Below are 20,677 nucleotides of genomic sequence, written 5' to 3'. Positions count from 1 at the left end.
TCGTGCCTCGACGCAGCCCGTCAGCTCCCGGCCCCTAGAGCGCGAACGGCCTTGCACCGAGGCTCCTGCTTGACGCTTGATACGCTCGACATCACAATCTTCGTCTCGAAGGTGAGTCGACTGTACCGCTTTCAGATCGCTGCTCGCCTCAGAAGGACTTGCCGCAGGGGCTGATTGGCCACGCGCCGACCGATACCGCTGGTCGCAAGCTTGCGAGGTAACGCCGTGGGTAAAGTGTTATCAACAGTCGGTCCTCCTCGCGACAGCCCACCTTGGCATTGGAAGTTCCCAATGCGCAGCAACCACCGCTGGCTGCTTTGGCCAGCGCTTTTGATACCCTTTTTGCTTTTTGCAGGTATCGTTGTTTATTATCGTGAGATCCGCCACGTCGAAGATCCTGTCGGGCTCCTTGAATACCGAACTCTCAATAAGACTGCCCGATCATCACGCATATCCGTCCACCCCTATACGGCGGCTCTTTCTCCTCTTCGGCCGATATCCATATCGCGGCATCTGATCGAGCTCCCAAAGCTCGAGTTGGCAAGTCAGTTTCTGCGGATGTGGCTGGTCTCAGGTGCGGATATTTGCGGCGCTCTTCGAGAGGCCGGCATCGAGATGAGCGAATGGAAAGCCGCATCGATGCGCAATCGCAATTACGAATGTTATTTTCAGCGCATCTACGAACGGGACGAGGTGCGACCGATCAGTTCGACCTTCGTTAGGGTTCGTGGAAATGAAATGGGTGATATTCTTGAGATCCGCGCAAAGATCGTTGGGCCGAAGACAGATGCCCAGGGACGTCTCGCCCCGGACGTCCTGCGCATTTTCGAGATCATTGTGAAGCAGGCGTGCTGGCCTGATTTTGAGGATGCGCTTACGTCGATCCAAAACCTTCGCAATGTCGAATACGAACGATTCGGCGCCTATCTCAGCTTCACCCGCGAAGCCGGCAGCGAAAATAACTTTAATTTTGCTCTTGGTCTCAAGGCGGCTTCGGGTTCGCAGATGAGGACCAAGATGTATTTTTCGACAGACCGCTGGCTAGTCACGACACATCCCCCCAGTGTTCCCGCGAACTTCATATCAGCCAATTGCGCTCAATGACGGCGTAAGCAACAGTCATAATCCGAGATGGAGCTGGCACTGCCGCTGTGCAGCTCCAGCAGTCGTCAGCGATGAAAGCGTCGCGCCGAGCAGGCGAACGGAGCGCTTGAATGGCGGCGGCTGAGATCTCATCGGCCACTGCGCGAACTGCGTTAGCGGACGAACCACGAAGTGACTAGGCGCGCCGAAACGATACAACCAGGAAATATCGGGGACATGGTTTGCCTGCCGATATAATGGTGCGCAAGCGAACCGGCGGATAAAGGGGCCTTCATGTTTCCGCAGATCAAGACCAACGCCTTTGCGGTGCGGCGCGCTGTCTCCCGTTGATAGTCGATGATCGATTGCCAGAGCATCATGTCAGGCCCGTCGTCGCGACCGCGAGCGCAATATAACGCCCTACCTTGGCGACGGCCACAAGCAGTAGGAACGTCGGCAGAGGCTCGCGCAGGACGCCCGCGACGACGGTGATCGGATCGCCCACAATCGGCACCCAGCTTGCCAGCAGCGACCATCGTCCGTAGCGATGATACCACCCTTGCGCCCGCGCGAGTGCCTTCGGGCCGACTGGAAACCATCGCCGACCATGGAACCGCTCGATCCCGCGTCCGAGGACCCAGTTGATCGTGGAGCCGAGAATGTTGCCGATGCTTGCGATAGCGACCAGCCAGAAGGCTGGATATTCCTTCGTCAGCAGCAAGCCCACGAGGACGGCTTCCGACTGCATCGGCAGGATGGTCGCGGCGGCGAGTGCGGCCATGAACAGTCCGACGTAGGCCGCGAGATCCGCCATCCCTTCAAAGATACTTCGTGATCGTCTTGAACTCGTCGATCGATTGCCGTCGATCCCTGGGAAGCGCTCCGACCGTCTCCTCAAGACAATGGTCAAGGTGATCCTGGATCAGGGTCCGCTTCGCGTTGATGATCGCCTTCTCCACCGCCGAGAGCTGCTGCGCGATGTCGAGGCACGGCTTGCCGCCCTCGATCATGGCTATGACGCTCTTCAGATGCCCTTCGGCCCGCTTGAGCCGTTTGACGATTTCCGGATGAGTGGCATGCGTGTGTTCTGTCAGGGGTTCATGTATCCCCAAGGAGAGGATGGGTGTCAACAACACTGACGGCTCCGCACCTACCTCCAGTCTCCTTCAATGATGATGCCCTTCCGGCTCTTCCATCCGGAAGGGAAGCTCTTCCTTGCGTTCCCCCGCAATGAGCTTGAGCACCGCGTCGAATTCATGCGGTTCCGCCGGAGCCACGGCGCTCTGGAGCGCGTGATGGTCATCCGGCGTATCCTCCTGGATAGGATACAGTCAAGTTCATTGCAGGAAATAGGATACCTTACTAGTCTAAAAGCGTCGGGCACTTTTCGGGAGAAGTCGCATGTCCCATACCACGCGCGAAAAGAGCAAGCTGCTCAATCGCGTTCGCCGCATCCGCGGCCAGATCGAAGCGGTCGAGCGGATGCTGGAGGACGAGAAGAGCTGCGCGGAGTGCTGCAGCTGATCGCCGGCGTCAGGGGTGCGATCAACGGCCTGATGTCAGACGTCATCGAAGACCATATCCTTCAGCACGTCGCAGACGCCGATTTGGCACAGAAGGACCGCAATGAGGGCGCAACCGAACTGATCGACGTTGTGCGGGCCTACCTGAAATAGCGAGACTAAGATGAACGAACAAAAGACGATCCGCTTCGTCGATGATGGTGTGTCCGTCGAGGTCTCCATGGACGAGGCCGGTGCAGGCCCCCCGATGCTGCTGCTCCCTGCGCTGAGCTCGATCTCGACCCGCAGCGAGATGGCGCAACTTGCCCAGATCCTGTCGCAGGACTTCCACGTCCATACAGTGGACTGGCCGGGCTTTGGCACAGAAACGCGGCCACGCGCCGATTGGAGTCCGGACATCCTTTCCGCCTTCCTTGCCGAAATCATGGATGAGGTTCGACCACAGGCCGTGGTCGCGGCTGGACATGCGGCCAGCTACGCCGTCTATCATCTGGCTCGTCACAAGCAGATCTTGCAGGGGCTGGTCCTCGTCGCACCCACATGGCGGGGACCGCTGCCCACGATGATGGGTGGCCAAAGGTCCTGGTTCAGACGCATCAGAGGAGCCATCGACAGTCGTGCAACGGGCCCTCTCCTCTATGCCCTCAACGTGAGTAAACCTGTCGTCAAGAAAATGGCGCGCGAGCACGTCTACAGCGACCCGGACTGGCTCTCCGACGAGCGGCTTCGATCAAAAATGGCCGTCACCAGCGGTAAAGGCGCTCGGCATGCATCCGTGCGGTTCGTCACGGGCGCACTTGATCGGTTCACCGATCGGGCAGCCTTTCTCAACAATGCCCGCCATGTTCCCTGCCCGATCCTGGTGACTTATGGTATGGAGACGCCGCGAAAGTCCCGAGCGGAAATGGACGCCCTGGCAGACCTGCCCAACGTCAGGCTCGAACGTTTCGATCTTGGTAAACTGGCGATCCATGAAGAATTCCCCGAAGATATCGCGCGGATCATCCGGGACTTTCTCACGCGTGCGTCCGATTCTGGCCCTTCCGAGACAGGGTCTTACGAAGGCTGATCTCGATCTTCCTCGGGCGGGCGGATCTTGCGAAACATCATAAGCAGCAGGAGATCGTAGACAATCTTCAAGGCCCCGGCGATAAGCAGCGGCCAGCCGAAACCGGAAATCGCAAGAAGCGAGCCGGCGAAGATGGGACTGGCGGCAGCCGCAAGGCTGCGCGGAACGGCCGTGACGCTCGCCGCCGCCGCCCGCTCGCCAGGCGCCACCACGGCCATGACGTAGGATGTGCGTGTCGGCACGTCCATTTGCGACAGGGCGCTCCTGATGAGCAGAAGCCCAATGGCCTGACCGAGATGCGGCACGAACGGGACGAGCACAAGGCACAAGCTCGAGGGCAGGTGCGTGAATACCATCGTATTGACGAGCCCGATGCGCTTGGAAATACGCACGGCTACCAGATAGGATCCGGCGGAAAGCACGCCCGACCAGAAGAAGATCGCGCCGGCCACGGCGAGCGAAAGATCGAACCGCTGAAAAAGCCACAGCGCCAAGAGCGACTGTACGATGAAACCGCCCGCGAAGGCGTCGAGGCTGAACAGTGCGGCGAGCGTCAGGACGATGGATTTGGATTTTCCCAATGGTTCCGCCGGTGCCGCATTCGCATCGAGCGGCTCGACCGGCAGCCTCCGATAGAGGACGAGCGTCGCGAGCCCAAGTGACGCATAGAGCAGAAATGCGACCTGCAGAGCCTCTTTGATGTTCAGGCCGAGGGCACCGCCGAGAATATCGGGCGCTCCGGCGGCGAGCGCGCCGACGGCGCCGGCAAGTGAGCCGATGAGGCTGTAGCGCGCGAAAAGCGCCGTGCGGTCACGGTCGTTAACACTGTGGGCGAGTTGCGCGTGTTCCAAAGGCAGAAACACGCTCACGTCACCGGAGGATGGGTTCAGCGTCCCGATGAATGCGATGAGAAGCAGCGGCCAGAAGTCCTGAACCACTGCAAAAGCGATCCCGGTCGCCACCATCAGGACGGCAGCGGCGATCAATAGCGTGCGCCGGGCGAAATGGTGCGCGACAAGTCCGACAGCGAGGGTGAGCGCCGCTGAACCCGCGAGTGTCGCCGTCGCCAGCACGCCGATCTCGAACGGGTTGAAACCGAGCGTGGCGAGATAGGCGGGGAGCAGAAGACTGACAAGGCCATCGCCGAACGCCCGCAGTCCTCTCGAGGTCAGCAGGTAGGCTGCCGCCGGCTGGGCACCGGCAGGCAGCAGCGTTCCCCCGCCTTTCGTGAGCTGTTCGTGCAAGGCGGCATTTGGCGGCCGCTGGGTTGTCACTGAGATCTCCTCCTGCGAATAGTCGTGCAGGCCGTGAAGTCAGACCGATCCGGCCGCCACCCCCAGAAGCATGCCCAGGATCGAACATGCCGCAAGCACGGGGATCATCCCGATCTTGAAGCGGAACACCGCGAGTAAGGCGCCCAGTGTCAGGATCAACGAGGCGACGTTGACGGAGCTGAGCACAGGCACGTCGATCGTCATCCCGAACCCGTGAACCTGATGCAGCTCTCCAAACAGGACATGAAGCCCGAACCACACGGCGAGGTTCAAGATCACGCCCACGACCGCCGCCGTGATCGTCCCCAGCGCCGCTGACAGGGCCTCGTTGCCGCGCAGCGTCTCGATGTACGGGGCGCCGAGAAAAATCCAAAGGAAGCAGGGTGTGAAGGTGACCCAGGTGGTGAGAAGACCGCCGAGCGTACCGGCGAGCAGTGGGTCGAGCGATCCGGGCGCGCGAAATGCGCCCATGAATCCGACGAACTGGGTGACCATGATCAGCGGGCCCGGCGTCGTTTCTGCCATGCCGAGGCCGTCAAGCATCTCCCCCGGCTTCAGCCAGCCATAGGTGTCGACGGCCTGCTGCGCCACATAGGCAAGCACGGCATAGGCGCCGCCGAAGGTCACCACGGCCATTTTCGAGAAGAACACGGCGATATCACTGAACACATTTCCGTGGCCGAACAGCACCAGCAATGCCAGAACCGGCGCCAGCCACAGGACCAGAAACACGCCGCCCATTTTCAACGACCAGCTGACCGGCGGACTTGCATGAGCGGGAATGCTTTCACCCAGCACAGTATCGGCGTCGGCGACCTGTTTGCCGCCAAGCTTGCCGTGACCGTTACCCGCCAGGAATGCGGCCTGCCCGGCGCGCCCGCCGATATACCCGATCACCGCCGCAGCCAGGATGACCAACGGGAACGGAGCGTGGAAGAGGAAGAGCGAGAGGAAAGCAGCCGCGGCCAGGGCCACCATGACGTTGTTTTTGAGTGCCCGCTTGCCAACCCGCACAACGGCTTCGAGCACGATGGCAAGGACAGCGGCCTTCAAGCCGAAGAAAAGAGCCTGGACCGCGCCGACATTGCCGAAGATCGCATAGATCCAGCTGAGCGCCATGATGGCGACGACGCCCGGCAGCACGAACAGGATGCCGGCGACCAGCCCGCCCCTCGTCTTGTGCATGAGCCATCCGATGTAGATCGCGAGCTGCTGGGCTTCCGGTCCCGGCAAGAGCATGCAGTAGTTCAGTGCATGCAGGAACCGCGTCTCGCCGATCCAGCGCTTCTCCTCGACGAGGATACGATGCATCACCGCGATCTGGCCGGCCGGGCCGCCGAAGCTCAGGGCGGCGACACGCGCCCACACCCGGACAGCTTCGCTGAAGGGGACGCCGTGCGAAGGCGTATTACCGCGAGGATCCGATGCAGGATGGGTGGCGTGGATATCGACCATGAACGTTCCTTACCCGCGCTGCTGACGGAAATATTGATAGAGATTGTCGAACACAGGCGCTCCCTGCCCTATCCGTTGCTCGTCGCCCTTGTTCGTCATGACAATCCCGGCAATCAGACTCGCGATACCGGTTGTTTCCTCGCGGCCGAACTTGCTGTCCTTGAGATCGATGTCGTGGACGATCTCTGCGATCGCCTGGAGCGCCGGATCGGTCAGGCCGGCGCGCGTGAGCAGCACCTCGAAACTGCAGCGGTCGCCCTCATGGGTGATCTCGCCTTCGAACATGTCGAAGCGCAGCTCCCCGGGTTTGGCGACATAGCCCTTACCCGGCACGAAGCGGATGACGGCATCCGGATCGATGAATCGACGGATCAACCAACTGCAGGCGATGCGATCGACATGCACGTCGCGGCGTGTCACCCAGATCCGCCCCTTCAATTCGGCGATCGGATCGGCAGCTTTTGATGGAGCCTTGCTCATAACCTCGTCCTCTCTGACCCGTGCCTCGAGCTCGGCGAGCAGCCCTTCTACCGTAAGGCGGCCGGTGGCGTCGAAGAAGTCGATCGCCACGAGTTCGGCGAGCCGCTTACGCATGCGGCCGATCTGCGTGCGCGCGTCTGCGCACTTTTCTGCCGTCATCTCGGTATCGAGCTCTGCGGCGAGATCGCGTGCCTCCCTGGCGATCTCCGCGAAGTCGGCGTCCCGCGCGGCGTCGAACAGCGCCCGGACCTGTGCATCCGAGAGGCCATCGATGAGACGCGCCTCACAGACAACCGCCTCGCCGCCGCCGTCGACGATCTCCTTCAATAGCCACTCGAAATCCTCCTGCGTCTCCGCATTGGCCGGCAGCGCATAAACGGTGCTCTTGACCGCGACCGCTCCGATACCTTGCAGCCGCCGCCATATCTTCACCCGAAAATAGGCCGGCTTTGTCGGCAGCTGATGAATCAGCAGCAGCCATCGCTGCTCCGTCTGAAGTTCCCCCTGGTCCATAAGCACACCGTATCACCTCATTTTCAAAATGCAACACTTGTATCATTTTCACTTCGGGCGTAGCCTATGCTTGTTCACGGATTATCCGTGCTGAATGAGGACGCCCAGTGAGGAAACCATGCACCGGATCATGCCTCTCCCCTTCAAACCGCCCCACCTCAACGGTCTTTCCGAACGGCTGCTGGCGAGCCACTACGAGAACAATTACGGCGGTGCGGTTCGCCGCCTGAATGCAATCGAGCGCCGGCTTGACGCGCTCGATTGGGGCTCCGCACTCATCTTCGACATCAACGGGTTGAAGCGGGAAGAACTGGTCGCCGCCAACTCGGCGATCCTGCACGAGATCTATTTCGACGGGCTCGGTGGTTCAGGCGAAGCCACCGGGGATCTCGCCAGCGCTCTGGAGCGGGATTTTGGCAGTGTCGCCGGCTGGCGTGCCCAGTTTACGGCTTGCGCCAAGGCACAGGCGGGCGGCTCGGGATGGACCCTGCTCACCTGGTCGGAACGTCACAACCGCTTGACGGTCCAATGGGCGGCGGACCACACCAACTGTCTTGCCGGCGGCGTGCCCATCCTGGCGCTTGACATGTACGAACATGCCTATCACCTGGATTTCGGTGCCAGAGCCGGCGCCTATGTCGACGCCTTCATGAAGAACATTCATTGGGAGCGGGTCGCTTCCCGTCATCGACGCGTGATGGCCCAGCGGGCCGACTCGACGGGGTCCGTTTCCGATTCCGACGAGGGCGCGCAGGCTATCGCTCCGGAAGATCTGAGAGCGCGTCTGGAGCGAAAGGAGGACATTGTCCTGCTCGACGTCTGCCTCGCCGAGGATCTTGCCAAACGCAACGACATGCTGCCGGACGCGATCCTCCGCGCCCCGCAGAAGATCGCCGATTGGGCCGATGAATTGCCGCGAGACAAACCGATCGTCGTCTATTGCGTCTATGGTTTCCAGGTCAGCGGCGATGCCGCTGCAGAACTGCGCCGCCGCGGCTTCGACGCGCAGATCCTTTCGGGCGGCATCGCCGCCTGGCATGCGATCGGCGCTCCGACCGTCCGGCTGACACCCAACCGAGGAGGATGAGTTATGAAATGGGTCACGCGCGAACGTCCGGTCATCGACCGGATTGCATGCCCTTGGTTGATTACCCGGTTCATCGACAAGGAACCCGAATTCCTGTTTGCCCCACCCGACCAGGTGGTCCGCATCGCCAAGGAGACCGGGGCGATACCCTATGACGTGCCGGATGTCGAATTCACGCATGTGGGCGACGGCTGCAGCTTCGACACCTTCGTGTCGAAATACGGCCTGGACCGCGATCCGGCCATTGTGACGATTGCCGCGATCGTGCGGGGCGCCGACACCGATCGGCACGACCTCACACCGCAATCGGCAGGCCTTCTGGCGATCTCAATGGGCTTGCGGGATTTGAGCCCCGACGACCATGAGGTGCTGAAGCACGGATTTATCATCTACGACGCGCTCTATGCCTGGGCCTCACGGCGCAAGGCCGAGACGCATAGCTGGCCGCCGGCGATGACGCAGGCGTCAGCCTGAAACGAATGCAAGATTTCTACAGCGCCGCGCGTCTTATCAGACGCGTAAAGGTCGCTGTAGCACTTTGAATTACTTCATGTTTTTATCCTTAAATCGGCTCCGATTTAAGGAAACATGCAGGAGGCGAGGTCCGATGCGCGCATCCAGGTCGGCTTTTGAGCTCTTGGCGTCGATCCTGCTGATCGCGAGCGCAATCAGCACGTCGGCCTCGGCCACAGAACCCTTGATCCTCGAACGGACGATCCCGCTCGAAAACGTAAGGGGTCGCATCGATCATATGGCGGTCGATATCGGCAGGAAGCGATTATTCGTCGCCGAACTCGGCAACAATAGCGTCGATGTCATCGATCTCCAGACTGGCAAAGTCCTTGAGAGGATCGACGGGCTGAGCGAGCCGCAGGGAATTGCTTATCTTCCTGACCCGGATCTGATCCTTGTCGCGAATGGCGGCGACGGTTCCGTGCGGTTCTTCCGTGGCGGGGATCTGTCGCCCGCGGGTGCCGTAAGCCTCGGCGATGATGCGGACAACATCCGTGTCGATCGGCAAACAGGTGACGTTCTTATCGGATATGGCAATGGCAGCCTGGCCATCGTCGATCCGGCAACCCGCTCCAAGATTGGTGACATAGCGCTGGCCGGCCATCCGGAGAGCTTTCAGCTCGATCCGAAAACGGATCGAGTATTCGCCAATGTGCCGGACGCGCGCCAGATCGTCGTTGCCGATCTCAAAACGCGCAGGCAGGTGACGATCTGGAAGACACCGGACCTGTCGGCCAACTTTCCCATGGCTTTGGAAGGAACAGGCAGACAGCTTGCAGTCGTGTTCCGCAGTCCTGCAAGGCTCACCCTCTGGGACATGGCAACAGGCGCGATGACCCAAAGCCTGGCCATTTGCGGCGATGCCGATGACGTGTTCTTCGACGGCAAACGCGATCGAATTTACGTGAGCTGTGGAGAGGGCGTGATCGATGTCGTGCAGCGCAGCCGCGACGGGCTGCGAACGACGGAGAGAGTGACGACCTCCAGCGGAGCTCGGACGTCGCTCTTCGTGCCGGAGTTAGATCGCCTCTTCGTTGCCGTGCGTGCAACGCCGGGATCCGGGGCCGCGATCCTCGTGTTCCGCCCTGGGGCATGATGACGAGGGGCTGTTGCGCCCGCCGTGCTGAAGGCATGACGGACGCAGGAATGAGCGGCGGTCCGCCGCTCGAGTTTTGGTCTGCAACTATCGGATTCGCTGAGAGTTTTGCCCCTCACCCTAGCCCTCTCCCCGCAAGCGGGGCGAGGGGACAATCGAACAAGCCGCGGCTTTGAAACAATCGCCGCGTGAGGGACGAAGGAGGACGCGACTCCCCCTTCTCCCCGCCGGGGAGAAGGTGGCCCGAAGGGTCGGATGAGGGGGTTTCGCCGCACGGCTCTGTCCTTCGCTTGCGCTCCGGACGCTCGTCGCTTTCGCTCCTCGCCCCCTCATCGCCTCGCGCTGCTCGGCACTTCTCCCCGCTGGGGAGAAGGGGAATTCGCTGCAATCAAAACGACAGATCCAGCACCCTTCCCTCGAACAGACGATCGCGCGAGCCCTCCAGATGCGCCTGCATCAGGTCGCGCGCATCTTCCGCACGGCCGTCGGCGATCGCCTTGTAGATGGCATCATGCTCGTCGAAGACCTGCTGCAGTCCCTGTCGCGGACCGAGCAGCGACAGGCCGTGAAGATGCATGCCGACGGCGATATGGGCCTTCAGCGCGTCCATCGAGGCGGTGTAATAGTGGTTGTTGGCGGCCTCCGTGACCGAGCGGTGGAAGATGAAATCCGCGTCCGACCGGTGAAGCTGATGGTTCGTCGCCTCGCGCAGGTCTGCGAGTGCCGCGGCGATCTTCTGGATGGCCGCGGCATCGCGGCGCTTGGCGGCGAAATAGGCGGCCGCCGGCTCGATCGTCAGGCGGAATTCGTAGCAGCGCTGGATATCGGCGATGGTCTTTACAGGCGAATAGGCAAGCTGCGCCGTCGGCGAACCCTGGGCGCTGACGAAGGTGCCGGCGCCCTGGCGCGCATAGACGATGCCCTGCTCGCGCAGCCGCGCCAGCGCGTCGCGCACGATCGGGCGCGAGACGCCGAGCATGGAGGCAAGCTCATGTTCGCCTGGCAGGCGCGAATCCGGCGGATAGTTGCCGGCGCGGATACGCTCCAGCAGCTGATCCGTGACACGGTCGACCAGTTTCACGGCCTTGCCGCGTTCCGGCCTGCCGGTCTGGCCCGCTTCCGCGTTCCCCGCTTCCGCCTTCAACGATGCCCCATTCACTTCAGCCAATCTCGTTCTCCTTGCGGCATTGTCTCAAGCCGCCTGATTCCGGGGAATCAGTCTTAGCAAACTATCGGAATTGCCGAAGCCCCCGGACTTTACCGCACATCGGAAATGCCGGCCATCGGCCGATCTCAGCTCGAACCACGGCACGCCGGCCTCCACCTCGCCCATCGGCCTCAACACCCTGGCTCCAAGCTCCTGGAAGACGGCGAGCGCCGTATCGCCGCCGCCGACCATCAGCATATCCGGTTTCGTGTCCTCGATGACAGCATGTACGCCACCGGCAAAGAGGCGGGCAACCGCGGCGGCATCGGCGGAGATCTCGCCGGTGCAGCGCAGCAGCGCCGGCAGCGCCAACCCCTCCCCGCATGCGAGATGCCCCATCGGCGCATCGATGACCGCGCGCAGAACGCCGGCGGCTTCGAGCCGGTCCATCTGCGCGACCGTGATCGGGTCGCGGGAGCCGAAGGCAAAGAGCGTCTTGCGCGTCGCCGCAAATTCCGGGACGGCGCGGGCACCCTCGCCGAGACGGCGCGCCAGCGCGGCGCCAAGGCCGCGGGCGCCGACGGCAAGCGTCGAGAGCCAGTCGTGATCCTCGACGATCCAGTCGAGATCGGTGTCGCTCTCGGCATCCGCGATGCTGACGGTCGCAGAGCGGCCGGTGAAGAGATCGGCGATCGGCAAGGGCTTGTCGACACCTCGGCCGACGACGCAGCCGCGATAGGTCATGCGTTCCTGATCCGGAATGGCCGGCGCAACGAGGATGTTCCTGAGCCCCAGCACCTCGGCGAGCGCGATGCTTTCAGCCGCAACATTGCCCTTCAGCCGGGAGTCGATCTTCTTCATCACGACCCCGGGCCTTTCGGAAAGAAGCGTCTCCGCCGCCCGGCGTACATGGCGGGCAGCCTCCTCCTCCGGCAGCGCCCGCGAAGCCGTGTTGATGACGACGACATCGCAACCGGCCGCAAGCGCTTCCGCCACCGCCTCGACATCGACCGCGACCGCGACCGAAAGGCCGGAGTCGACGAAGGGCGTGCCGGTATCGAGCGCGCCCGTCAGATCGTCGGCGATGATGGCGGCCTTGAGCGTCATGCTTCCTGCCCCGGATTGACGGCGTGACAGGCGACGAGGTGGCCGGGTTTCGCCGCCTTCCACTCGGGGATCACCTTGCTGCAGACGTCCATGGCGATCGGGCAGCGCGTGTGGAAACGGCAGCCCGATGGCGGGTTCAGCGGGCTCGGTACGTCGCCCTGCAGGATCTGCCGCTTGCGGCTGCGCTCATGCTCGGGATCGGTCTCCGGTACCGCGGACAACAGCGCCTTGGTATAGGGGTGCAGCGGATTGTCGAAGAGTTCCTCGCGCGTCGCAAGCTCCGCAAGACGGCCGAGATACATGACGCCGACGCGCGTGCTGATATGGCGCACGACCGCCAGGTCATGGGCGATGAAGAGATAGGTCAGGCCATATTTCTCCTGCAGATCGAGCAGGAGGTTGATGATCTGTGCCTGGATCGAGACGTCGAGCGCCGAGATCGCCTCGTCGCAGACGATGAATTTCGGCTGGCAGGCGAGCGCCCGGGCGATTACCACGCGCTGGCGCTGGCCGCCGGAAAGCTCGTGCGGGTAGCGCTGGGCAAAACGCGTCGGCAGGCCGACATCGGTCAAGAGTGCCGCGACCCGGTCCTTGAGCTCCGCTTTGGTGGCAAGCTTGTGGAAGAGGATCGGCTCGCCGATCGCCTCGCCCACCGTCATGCGCGGATTGAGCGTCGAATAGGGATCCTGGAACACGATCTGCAGGTCGCGGCGGAAAGGCCGCATCTGCTTCTCGTCGAGCGTCGCGAGATCCTGGCCCTTGTAGACGACCCTGCCGCTGGTCGCCTTGTAGAGATTGAGGATGGTAAAGCCGGTTGTCGACTTGCCGCAGCCGGATTCGCCGACGAGGCTCAGCGTTTCGCCTTCCATGATGTCGAGATCGACGTTGTCGAGCGCATAGACCGTCGCCGAGCGCTCACCGAAGGCGCCGAGCTTGACATGGAAATGCTTGACGAGGTTTTCGACCTTGAGCAGCGGTTGAGCACCCATCACGCAGCCTCCTGCATTCTCTGGACGACGAAACAGGCCGCGCGGTGATCGCTGCTGCCCGACAGCGGCTCGAGCCGCGGCACTTTCTCATGGCAGATCGCCTCGACGAGCGGGCAGCGCGGCGCGAAGGGGCAGCCCTTGGGGCGGCGGCCCGGCTCCGGCGGCGTGCCGCCGATCGAGCTCAGCCGGCTGGCCGGCGCATCCGAAAGCTTCGGGATAGAGGAGAGCAGCCCGCGCGTATAGGGATGGCTCGGACGGGCATAGAGCTCGTCGACCGGCGCATCCTCGACGACGGTGCCCGCATAGAGCACGGCGACGCGATCGACGAGGCCGGCAATCAGCGCAAGGTCGTGGGTAATCCAGACGACCGACATCCCGAGCTTCTCGCGAAGGTCCTTCACCAGGTCGACGATCTGGGCCTGGATGGTCACATCGAGCGCGGTGGTCGGCTCGTCGGCGATCAGGAGCTTCGGATTGCAGGCAAGGCCGATCGCGATCATGACGCGCTGGCGCATGCCGCCCGAAAGCTCGTGCGGATAGGCCTGCAGACGCTCTTCGGGACCGGGAATGCCGACGAGTCGCAACAGCTCGACGGCGCGCGTGCGGGCCTCCGCCTTCGATATCCTGCGGTGATAGATCAGCGGTTCGCAGATCTGATCGCCGACGCGCATGACCGGGTTGAGCGACGTCATCGGATCTTGGAAGACGAAGCCGATGTCACCGCCGCGCACCTTGCGCAGCTCCGAATTCGACATCTTCTGCAGGTCGCGGCCATCGAAATTGGCAGCCCCCTTCGTGACCTTGATCTTGTTCGGCAGAAGCCGCATCAGGCTCAGCATGGTAAGGCTCTTGCCGCAGCCGGACTCGCCGACGACGCCGAGCGTCTCGCCCTTGTTGACGTAGAGATCGATGCCATCGACAACGACGGCGGGGCCGCGACGGGTCTCGATCTCGACGGTGAGATCGCGGACATCAAGCAGGCGTTCGTTCGTCTTCATGTTCATCACTTGCTTCCCCGCGGATTGAGCGCGTCGTTGAGACCGTCGCCAAGGAAGCTGAAGGCAACCGAGGCAAGGCCGAGCACAGCCGCCGGAGCGGCGAGAAGATGGGGATAGTGCTGCCAGACGCGCAGACCGTCCGAGATCATGTTGCCCCAGCTGGGCGTGGGCGGATTGACGCCGACGCCGAGGAAGCTGAAGGCGCTTTCGAGCACCATCGCCGTGCCGAGGCCGGCACTGACGGAAACGATCAGCGGCCCCAGCGCATTCGGCACGATGTAGCGCTTGATGATGATCCAGTTCGAAAGGCCGAGCGCCTGGGCGGCGGTGATATAGGGCCGGTTGCGGATCGACAGCACCTGGGCCCTGACGAGGCGCGCATAGGGCGGCCAGGAGATCAGCGCCATCGAGCCGAAGACCAGGATGAAGTCGACCCATATCGTTTGGCGATAGAAGGGATTGAGCGTCTCGAGGTAGCGGGCTTCCATCCACTTGGTGATCGGCGACTTCAGCGATGCATTGATGACGACGACCAGGAGCAGGTTCGGCACCGACATGGTGACGTCAGTCAGCCACATGATGACGCGGTCGAAGGGATCGCCGAAGAAGCCGGCGACGGCGCCGAGCGTGAGCCCGATCAATACCGCGACGAGCGTCACGATGACGGCGACGAGGAAAGCCGTGCGTGTGCCGTAAACCACGCGGCTGAAGACATCGCGGCCGAGATCATCAGTGCCGAAAAAGTGCGCCAGCGACGGCGGCGCGTTTCTGGCAGCCAGATCCTGGCTGAGATAATCATAGGGCGTCAGGTAGGGACCGAAGATCGCGGCGAAGGCCAGGATCAGCACGACGATGAGGCCGAAGACGGCGAGCTTGTTGCGCTTCAGGCGATACCAGGCGTCGCGCCACAGGCTGACCGGCGGTTCCTCGGCCGTATCGGCCGTCTGGAGAGGGATGGCGGACATGGTCAGCGGCTCCTTCTTGCGTCGTTGGCGCGCGGATCAAGCAGCGGGTAGAGCACGTCCACCAGAAGGTTCGACAGCATCACCAGGAAGGATCCGATAAGCGTGATCGCCAGGATGACGGGGTAATCCGAATTCGTCAGCGCCTGCACGGTGAGGCGGCCGAGGCCGGGCAGACCGAAGACCAGCTCCACAAAGATCGCGCCGTTGACGATGGTGATCATGATGAGGCCTAGCTGGGTGACGACGGGGGTCAGCACCGGGCGCAGGATATGCCTGAGCGCGACCATGATTTCCGGCACGCCCTTGGCCCGGGCGGTGCGGACGAAATCCTCCGACAGCACTTCGATGACGGCGGCGCGCGTCTGGCGCACGATCAGCGCGATCGGCTGGAAGGAAAGCACGATCAGCGGCAGGATGATGCGGATATCGAACACCCCGCCCCAGCCGTAGGGCACCTTGATCATCGGCAGGATCACGATGAGGCCGACCATCAGCAGGGGACCTGCGACATAGGCCGGGATTGCCCACAGGAACAGGGCCGAACCGAGAATCGTATAGTCGATGCGTGAGTTCTGGTTGAGCGCGGCGATCATGCCGAGCGGGATCGCAACCAGCGCCGTCAGGATGATGGAACAGAGCGCAAGCTGGAAGGAAACCGGAGCTGCGGCGGAGACCATGGCCCAAACCGAACGGCCCGAGCTCAGCGAATTGCCGAACTGGCCATGCAGCATGTGCCAGATGTAAAGGCCGAACTGCTCGATGAAGGGCCTGTTGAGGCCCGCGCTTTCGCGGATCGCCTCGATACGTTGCGGGTTGTAGGCGACATCGCCCGGCGCGCGAAGGAATATCAGCTTGATCGGATCGCCGGCGCCGTAGAAGGCCATCGCATAGACGGCCAGCATGACGACGAGAACGGACGGAATCCAGATGGCAAACCGCGTTAACACGTAGCGAAGCAAGGCCACCTCCCACCTGTTGTTCGGCGCGTTCTCCGCGAAACGAACCGCGGAGCGAGCCTGTTCTTCTTGAAACTTGCGCGAAGACCTTCCGGTCCTCGCGCGGCTGCCTGTTGCAGTAGCCGGCCCCGATAGAGGGCGACTTTCTTATGCTCAGCCGATGGAAACGTCCCAGGGCGCCACGACCTGCCAGTCGAGGTTCTTGTCCATGCCCTTGACCTCCTTCGTCGCCCAGCGGGACATGGCCTGAGAATACCATGGAATGAAGGCCCAATCCTCGCGGAACGCCTTCTGGGCTTCCTGGGCGAGCTTCACGCGCTGCGGATCGTCGACCGCTTTGGGCGCGGCTTCAGTGAGCAGGCTGTCGACCTTCTCGTTCTTGTAGCCGCCGAGCTTGTTCTGCGCATTGGAGGACGTGGAAGCGATGCAGCCCGTCAGATAGGAGACGGCATCGGGAACACGGGTGCCGACGTCGTCGCGGAAGATCTGGACCGAGTTCTGGTCCGGACCGGCATAGGCGTCCTGCTGCGGCTTCATGTCGATGGCCGTGATACCGAGGTTCTGCCGCCATTGTTCGGCGATGAACTGCGCGGCTGCCTCGATGGCCGGAGCGGAAATGCCGACGAACATGATCTTCGGCAGGCGTTCCGGACCGCCATAACTCGATTCCGCCAGAAGCTTCTTGGCGCCGGCCGGATCATAAGGATAGGGCTCGAAACCGGAATTCTCGGCGCCCGGCACGGAATTGAGGATCTGGTCCGCCTTCTTGTGCGGTCCATCCGGATAGGAGGCCATGAAGAGGGCGTCTCGATCGACCGCCATGATGAGGGCCTGGCGCACCTTCGGATCGTCCATCGGCGCGCGGGAAATGTTGAACCAGAAGTGCTGGCTGGTCGGGATGATCGGCCCCGCCGAGAATTCCGGACCAAGGTCCTGAATGATCGTCGAGGTGACGAGCTCCGTATGGGCGTTGTATTCGCCCGACTGGATGAGCGAGGTCGCGGTGACATTGTCCTCGATCGAGGCGATCTCGATGCGGGCGAGCTTCGGCTTGGGGCCGAAGAATTTCTCGTTCGGCTCGAAGGTGAGCGTGCCGGTGTCGATATCGATGGCCGTCAGCTTGAACGGGCCGGAATAGACGGCATTGCTGTCGGGCCGGTACCAATCGATGACCTCCTCGCCGTCGCTGCCGCGCGATTGCGATGCCTTGGTGACCGGGATGATGTGGTTCGCAAGCCGCATGAAGAAGATCGGGTCGGCTTCGGTCAGCGTGCAGACGACCGTGCCTTCGTCGGGGGTCGCGACACCCGTCAGCTCGTTGCCCGAGCCGCCGGCGATCTCCTTGTAGCCCTGCACCTTGGAGAGCACTTGGTCGGCGCGCTGGCTCTTGGTGTTCGGCATGGAGGCCACTTCCCAGGAGCCCTTCACGTCCGCAGCCGTAATCTTGCTGCCGTCGGAGAACACGGCCTTCGGATCGATCTTGAACGTCCACACCTTGTTGTCAGGGGATTCCCAGCTCGTGAAGACATAGGGCTGGATCTTGCCTGCGGCATCGAAATACATCGGCGACGCCCACCAGAAGGAGTTCCAGCGGAACGTCCTGCCGCCACCGCGCAGCGGCGACCAGTCCTGGTCGAATGCCGGATTGATGGCCTTCAGGACCTGGCCCTCCTGCGCCATCACGATGCGCGCGTTCATGCCGAAAAGGGTGAAGCCGACGCCGGCGGCAAGCCCGAGCTTGAGGGCATCGCGGCGCGACATCTGCGAAACGGTCTGGTCGTTGCGAATTTTCATCTGCTCCTCCGTGCAACATGGTGCGCCTCTCGAAAGACCCTCCCCGAGGATGCGCGATATGATGCCGGAGAGTTGCGCGATATTGTAAATCTGTCAATCGAAAAGAATAAAGTGTCGCTCAAAAGATGCGGACAAAAATATTTATCATTATAGATCAATATATTATAAAACTGACAAAACTTTCTGTTAACTTGTAAGATTGACAACTCCGCCCCATTGCGATGAACTCGACGGGGTAAGATCATGCCGAGGCGCGCTCGGCTTGACGAGGAGGATAACTTGAGCAATCACAAGATTACAGGCGTATTCAGCGCCGCCACCACCCCTCTCAATGCCGATGGCAGCCCTGATCTAGGCCTCTTCACCGAGCATTGCCAGCGGCTTATCGCCGAAGGCTGCCATGGCGTGGCGCTTCTCGGCACCACCGGCGAGGCCAATTCGTTCTCAACGGCCGAACGCCATACACTTCTGGAAGCAGCCCTGAAGGCCGGCATTCCGGCCGACAAGCTCCTGCCCGGCACGGGCGTCGTTGCCATCCCCGAGACCGTTGCACTCACGAGGCACACCCTTTCGCTCGGGGTCACGAAGGTGGTGATGCTGCCGCCATTCTATTACAAGGGCGTTTCCGACGACGGGCTTTTTGCCGCCTATTCCGAAATCCTGGAAAAGGTGGCCGATCGCCGCCTGCAGGTGATCCTCTATCACATCCCTCAGGTTTCAGGCGTTCCGATATCGATCCCGCTGATCAGCCGGCTGGTGAAGGCCTTCCCGGAGACGGTCGTCGGCATCAAGGAATCTGCAGGCGATTTCAACAACATGCAGGCAATCATCACGGCCTGCCCGGGCTTTTCGGTCCTGTGCGGCGCCGATCCCTTGCTGCTGCCGCTGCTGAAAGCCGGCGGCGCCGGCTGCATTACCGCAACTTCCAACCTTGTCGCGGACTCGCTGCGCACGGTCTACGACCATGTGCATGACGAGACCCGCGCTGCCGACGTCGAGAAGGCGCAGGCGCGCATCAACGCCTACCGCACGCTGTCGAACTCCTACGTCCAGATCCCGACGATCAAGGCGATGGTCGGCCTGAAGACCGGAAATGCCGCCTGGAAACGGACGCGCCCGCCGCTCGTCGCACTCAACGATGCCGAATACGCCGCCCTCTCGGCGGGCTATGCGCAACTTCCGTGAAGGAGAGTTCCATGAGCTCCACAAGCTTTACAGGTCTTGCGCCCGAAACGGTTCCGGCGCTGATGACGGGCATTCTGAAGGCCAATGATGCGCAAGCCGGCCGCAGCGATGCCTATCTCCCCTCCCCCTGCATCCAGAACCACGCCGCAAACCTTGCCTTCCTGCCCGACGGAACGCTGACCTGCGTCTGGTTCGGCGGCACGATGGAGGGAATGGGCGACATCTCAATTTACATGTCGCGTCTCGTACCCGGATCCGATCGCTGGTCCGAGCCGGAAAAAATGTCCGACGACCCGGCAAAATCCGAGCAAAATCCCTTGATTTTCAATGCGCCGGATGGGCGCGTCTGGCTGCTCTACACATCGCAGACCTCGGGCGACCAGGATGGGGCGGTTGTCAAATGCCGCATCTCCGAGGACGGCGGCAAAAACTTCGGCGAACCGCGCATCCTCTGCGACCTGCCGGGAACCTTCGTGCGCCAGCCGATCGTGGTCAACTTCCGCGAAGACTGGCTGCTGCCCGCATTCCGCTGCGTCAGCCTGCCGGGACAGCGCTGGAGCGGCGATGCCGACACGGCCGGCGTGCTGATCTCGCGCGACCAGGGCCGGACATGGCGGATGCAGGATGTGCCGGACAGTCTCGGCGCCGTGCACATGAACATCCTGAAGCTCGGCGGCGGCAAGATGATCGCCTTTTTCCGCAACCGCTTCGCGGGGAATATCCTATCGGCATCATCTAAGGACGACGGCGAAAGCTGGAGCAGACCGGGACCGGTCAATCTTCCCAACAACAATTCCTCGATCCAGGCGGTGATTCTGAAAGATCGAAGGATTGCGATGGTTTACAACCACAGCAGTGCCGCCACCTCGGATGCACGGCGCCAGTCGCTCTATGACGAGATCGAAAGCGGCTCCGCGCCCGCGACGACTGCCGGGGAAAGCCCGTCACGCAAGGCCGTCTGGGGCGTGCCGCGCGCTCCGCTCAGCCTCGCCATCTCCGATGATGGCGGCAGGACGTTCGAACATCGCATCGACCTCGATACAGGCGACGGCACCTGTCTCAGCAACAACTCCAAGGACATGCTCAATCGAGAATTCTCCTATCCATCGATCGTCGAAGGACCCGATGGAACGCTGCATATCGCCTACACCTATTATCGCCGTGCGATCAAATATGTGCGGCTGCCGGCAAATACGATCGGCTAGATGTGAGCTTTAGGGAAGTTGCACGTGTCAATGTGTGAGATAGGGCCTTCTGAGAAGAGCGGCGTGAGGTTGGCGCACAGGGCGACCCTGCCATCGCGTGATCTCAATGGCCACTGTCCGGCGGTTATTGTCTGGCGCGGACGCCACCCCACCCGCCCTCATTCCTGTGCTTGTCACAGGAATCCAGCCGCCGTGCGTCGGCACGGCGAAAAGACTCCTGTAGGCGCCGGCTGCAGGG

General features: G+C 62.1%; 19 protein-coding genes and 1 pseudogene. 8 read left to right on the top strand and 12 right to left on the bottom strand.

Going from position 1 to position 20,677, the window contains the following annotated elements:
• Positions 1 to 291 precede the first annotated feature (291 nt).
• Positions 292 to 1,104: a DUF6030 family protein gene (locus AAE029_RS34005; RefSeq protein WP_371077344.1), complete on the top strand. Its 813-nt coding sequence runs from the start codon at positions 292 to 294 to the stop codon at positions 1,102 to 1,104.
• Positions 1,105 to 1,459: 355 nt separating this feature from the next.
• On the opposite strand, the gene AAE029_RS34000 is transcribed toward AAE029_RS34005, so the two are convergent.
• Positions 1,460 to 1,897 (bottom strand): YqaA family protein, encoded by a 438-nt coding sequence (locus AAE029_RS34000; RefSeq protein WP_371077343.1) that lies wholly within the window; start codon positions 1,895 to 1,897, stop codon positions 1,460 to 1,462.
• Positions 1,898 to 1,901: 4 nt separating this feature from the next.
• Positions 1,902 to 2,177: a metal-sensing transcriptional repressor gene (locus AAE029_RS33995; protein WP_371077357.1), complete on the bottom strand. Its 276-nt coding sequence runs from the start codon at positions 2,175 to 2,177 to the stop codon at positions 1,902 to 1,904.
• A gap of 307 nt (positions 2,178 to 2,484) precedes the next feature.
• On the opposite strand from AAE029_RS33995, the pseudogene AAE029_RS33990 reads away from it, so the two are divergent.
• A pseudogene (locus AAE029_RS33990) lies at positions 2,485 to 2,759 on the top strand (metal/formaldehyde-sensitive transcriptional repressor).
• A gap of 10 nt (positions 2,760 to 2,769) precedes the next feature.
• The gene (locus AAE029_RS33985; RefSeq protein WP_371077342.1) at positions 2,770 to 3,675 is read left to right on the top strand and encodes an alpha/beta fold hydrolase; all 906 of its coding nucleotides are present in this window, start codon (positions 2,770 to 2,772) and stop codon (positions 3,673 to 3,675) included.
• Here the strand turns inward: AAE029_RS33985 and AAE029_RS33980 are convergent.
• The 3 genes from AAE029_RS33980 to AAE029_RS33970 all read right to left on the bottom strand — a co-directional run bounded on the left by AAE029_RS33980 (position 3,663) and on the right by AAE029_RS33970 (position 7,397).
• Complete coding sequence (locus AAE029_RS33980; protein WP_371077356.1) at positions 3,663 to 4,886, bottom strand: MFS transporter; 1,224 nt, start codon at positions 4,884 to 4,886, stop codon at positions 3,663 to 3,665. The genes AAE029_RS33985 and AAE029_RS33980 overlap by 13 nt on opposite strands.
• Positions 4,887 to 4,988: 102 nt before the next feature.
• A complete protein-coding gene (chrA, locus tag AAE029_RS33975) occupies positions 4,989 to 6,404 on the bottom strand; it encodes a chromate efflux transporter (protein WP_371077341.1) in 1,416 nt (471 codons plus the stop codon).
• Between the two features lie 9 nt (positions 6,405 to 6,413).
• Entirely contained in the window at positions 6,414 to 7,397 is a 984-nt protein-coding gene (locus AAE029_RS33970) for a chromate resistance protein ChrB domain-containing protein (RefSeq protein ID WP_371077355.1), read from the bottom strand.
• A gap of 94 nt (positions 7,398 to 7,491) precedes the next feature.
• Here AAE029_RS33970 and AAE029_RS33965 point away from each other — a divergent pair, with 94 nt between their 5' ends.
• The 3 genes from AAE029_RS33965 (at position 7,492) to AAE029_RS33955 (ending at position 10,093) form a co-directional block, all read left to right on the top strand.
• A complete protein-coding gene (locus AAE029_RS33965; protein WP_371077340.1) occupies positions 7,492 to 8,484 on the top strand; it encodes a Fe-Mn family superoxide dismutase in 993 nt (330 codons plus the stop codon).
• 3 nt (positions 8,485 to 8,487) lie between these two features.
• Positions 8,488 to 8,958: a chromate resistance protein ChrB domain-containing protein gene (locus AAE029_RS33960; RefSeq protein ID WP_371077339.1), complete on the top strand. Its 471-nt coding sequence runs from the start codon at positions 8,488 to 8,490 to the stop codon at positions 8,956 to 8,958.
• Between the two features lie 133 nt (positions 8,959 to 9,091).
• On the top strand, positions 9,092 to 10,093 hold the full coding sequence (locus AAE029_RS33955) for a YncE family protein (RefSeq protein ID WP_371077338.1): 1,002 nt from the start codon (positions 9,092 to 9,094) through the stop codon (positions 10,091 to 10,093).
• Between the two features lie 388 nt (positions 10,094 to 10,481).
• On the opposite strand, the gene AAE029_RS33950 is transcribed toward AAE029_RS33955, so the two are convergent.
• The 7 genes from AAE029_RS33950 to AAE029_RS33920 all read right to left on the bottom strand — a co-directional run bounded on the left by AAE029_RS33950 (position 10,482) and on the right by AAE029_RS33920 (position 18,049).
• Positions 10,482 to 11,261, bottom strand: a complete 780-nt coding sequence (locus AAE029_RS33950) for a FadR/GntR family transcriptional regulator (protein ID WP_371077337.1) — start codon at positions 11,259 to 11,261, stop codon at positions 10,482 to 10,484.
• 24 nt (positions 11,262 to 11,285) lie between these two features.
• Entirely contained in the window at positions 11,286 to 12,347 is a 1,062-nt protein-coding gene (locus AAE029_RS33945; protein WP_371077336.1) for a four-carbon acid sugar kinase family protein, read from the bottom strand.
• Positions 12,344 to 13,336 carry an ABC transporter ATP-binding protein gene (locus AAE029_RS33940; protein WP_371077335.1) on the bottom strand — a complete coding sequence of 331 codons (993 nt, stop codon included), beginning with the start codon at positions 13,334 to 13,336 and terminating at the stop codon, positions 12,344 to 12,346. The genes AAE029_RS33945 and AAE029_RS33940 overlap by 4 nt, the downstream gene beginning before the upstream one ends.
• Positions 13,336 to 14,340, bottom strand: coding sequence for an ABC transporter ATP-binding protein (locus AAE029_RS33935; protein WP_371077334.1), 1,005 nt, complete (start codon positions 14,338 to 14,340; stop codon positions 13,336 to 13,338). The genes AAE029_RS33940 and AAE029_RS33935 overlap by 1 nt, the downstream gene beginning before the upstream one ends.
• A complete protein-coding gene (locus AAE029_RS33930; RefSeq protein ID WP_371077333.1) occupies positions 14,340 to 15,299 on the bottom strand; it encodes an ABC transporter permease in 960 nt (319 codons plus the stop codon). Before AAE029_RS33930 ends, AAE029_RS33935 begins: the two co-directional genes overlap by 1 nt.
• 2 nt (positions 15,300 to 15,301) lie before the next feature.
• Complete coding sequence (locus AAE029_RS33925) at positions 15,302 to 16,258, bottom strand: ABC transporter permease (RefSeq protein ID WP_371077332.1); 957 nt, start codon at positions 16,256 to 16,258, stop codon at positions 15,302 to 15,304.
• A gap of 150 nt (positions 16,259 to 16,408) precedes the next feature.
• Positions 16,409 to 18,049 carry an ABC transporter substrate-binding protein gene (locus AAE029_RS33920; RefSeq protein ID WP_371077331.1) on the bottom strand — a complete coding sequence of 547 codons (1,641 nt, stop codon included), beginning with the start codon at positions 18,047 to 18,049 and terminating at the stop codon, positions 16,409 to 16,411.
• Positions 18,050 to 18,328: 279 nt separating this feature from the next.
• Here AAE029_RS33920 and AAE029_RS33915 point away from each other — a divergent pair, with 279 nt between their 5' ends.
• Positions 18,329 to 19,234, top strand: a complete 906-nt coding sequence (locus AAE029_RS33915; RefSeq protein WP_371077330.1) for a dihydrodipicolinate synthase family protein — start codon at positions 18,329 to 18,331, stop codon at positions 19,232 to 19,234.
• 11 nt (positions 19,235 to 19,245) lie between these two features.
• The gene (locus tag AAE029_RS33910; RefSeq protein WP_371077329.1) at positions 19,246 to 20,439 is read left to right on the top strand and encodes an exo-alpha-sialidase; all 1,194 of its coding nucleotides are present in this window, start codon (positions 19,246 to 19,248) and stop codon (positions 20,437 to 20,439) included.
• Positions 20,440 to 20,677: the final 238 nt, after the last annotated feature.

The sequence above is a fragment of the Sinorhizobium sp. CB7 genome (assembly GCF_041357635.1).
Taxonomy (GTDB): domain Bacteria; phylum Pseudomonadota; class Alphaproteobacteria; order Rhizobiales; family Rhizobiaceae; genus Rhizobium.
Note: the sequence above shows the minus strand (reverse complement) of the source record. Positions and strands in the feature narration are given on the sequence as shown.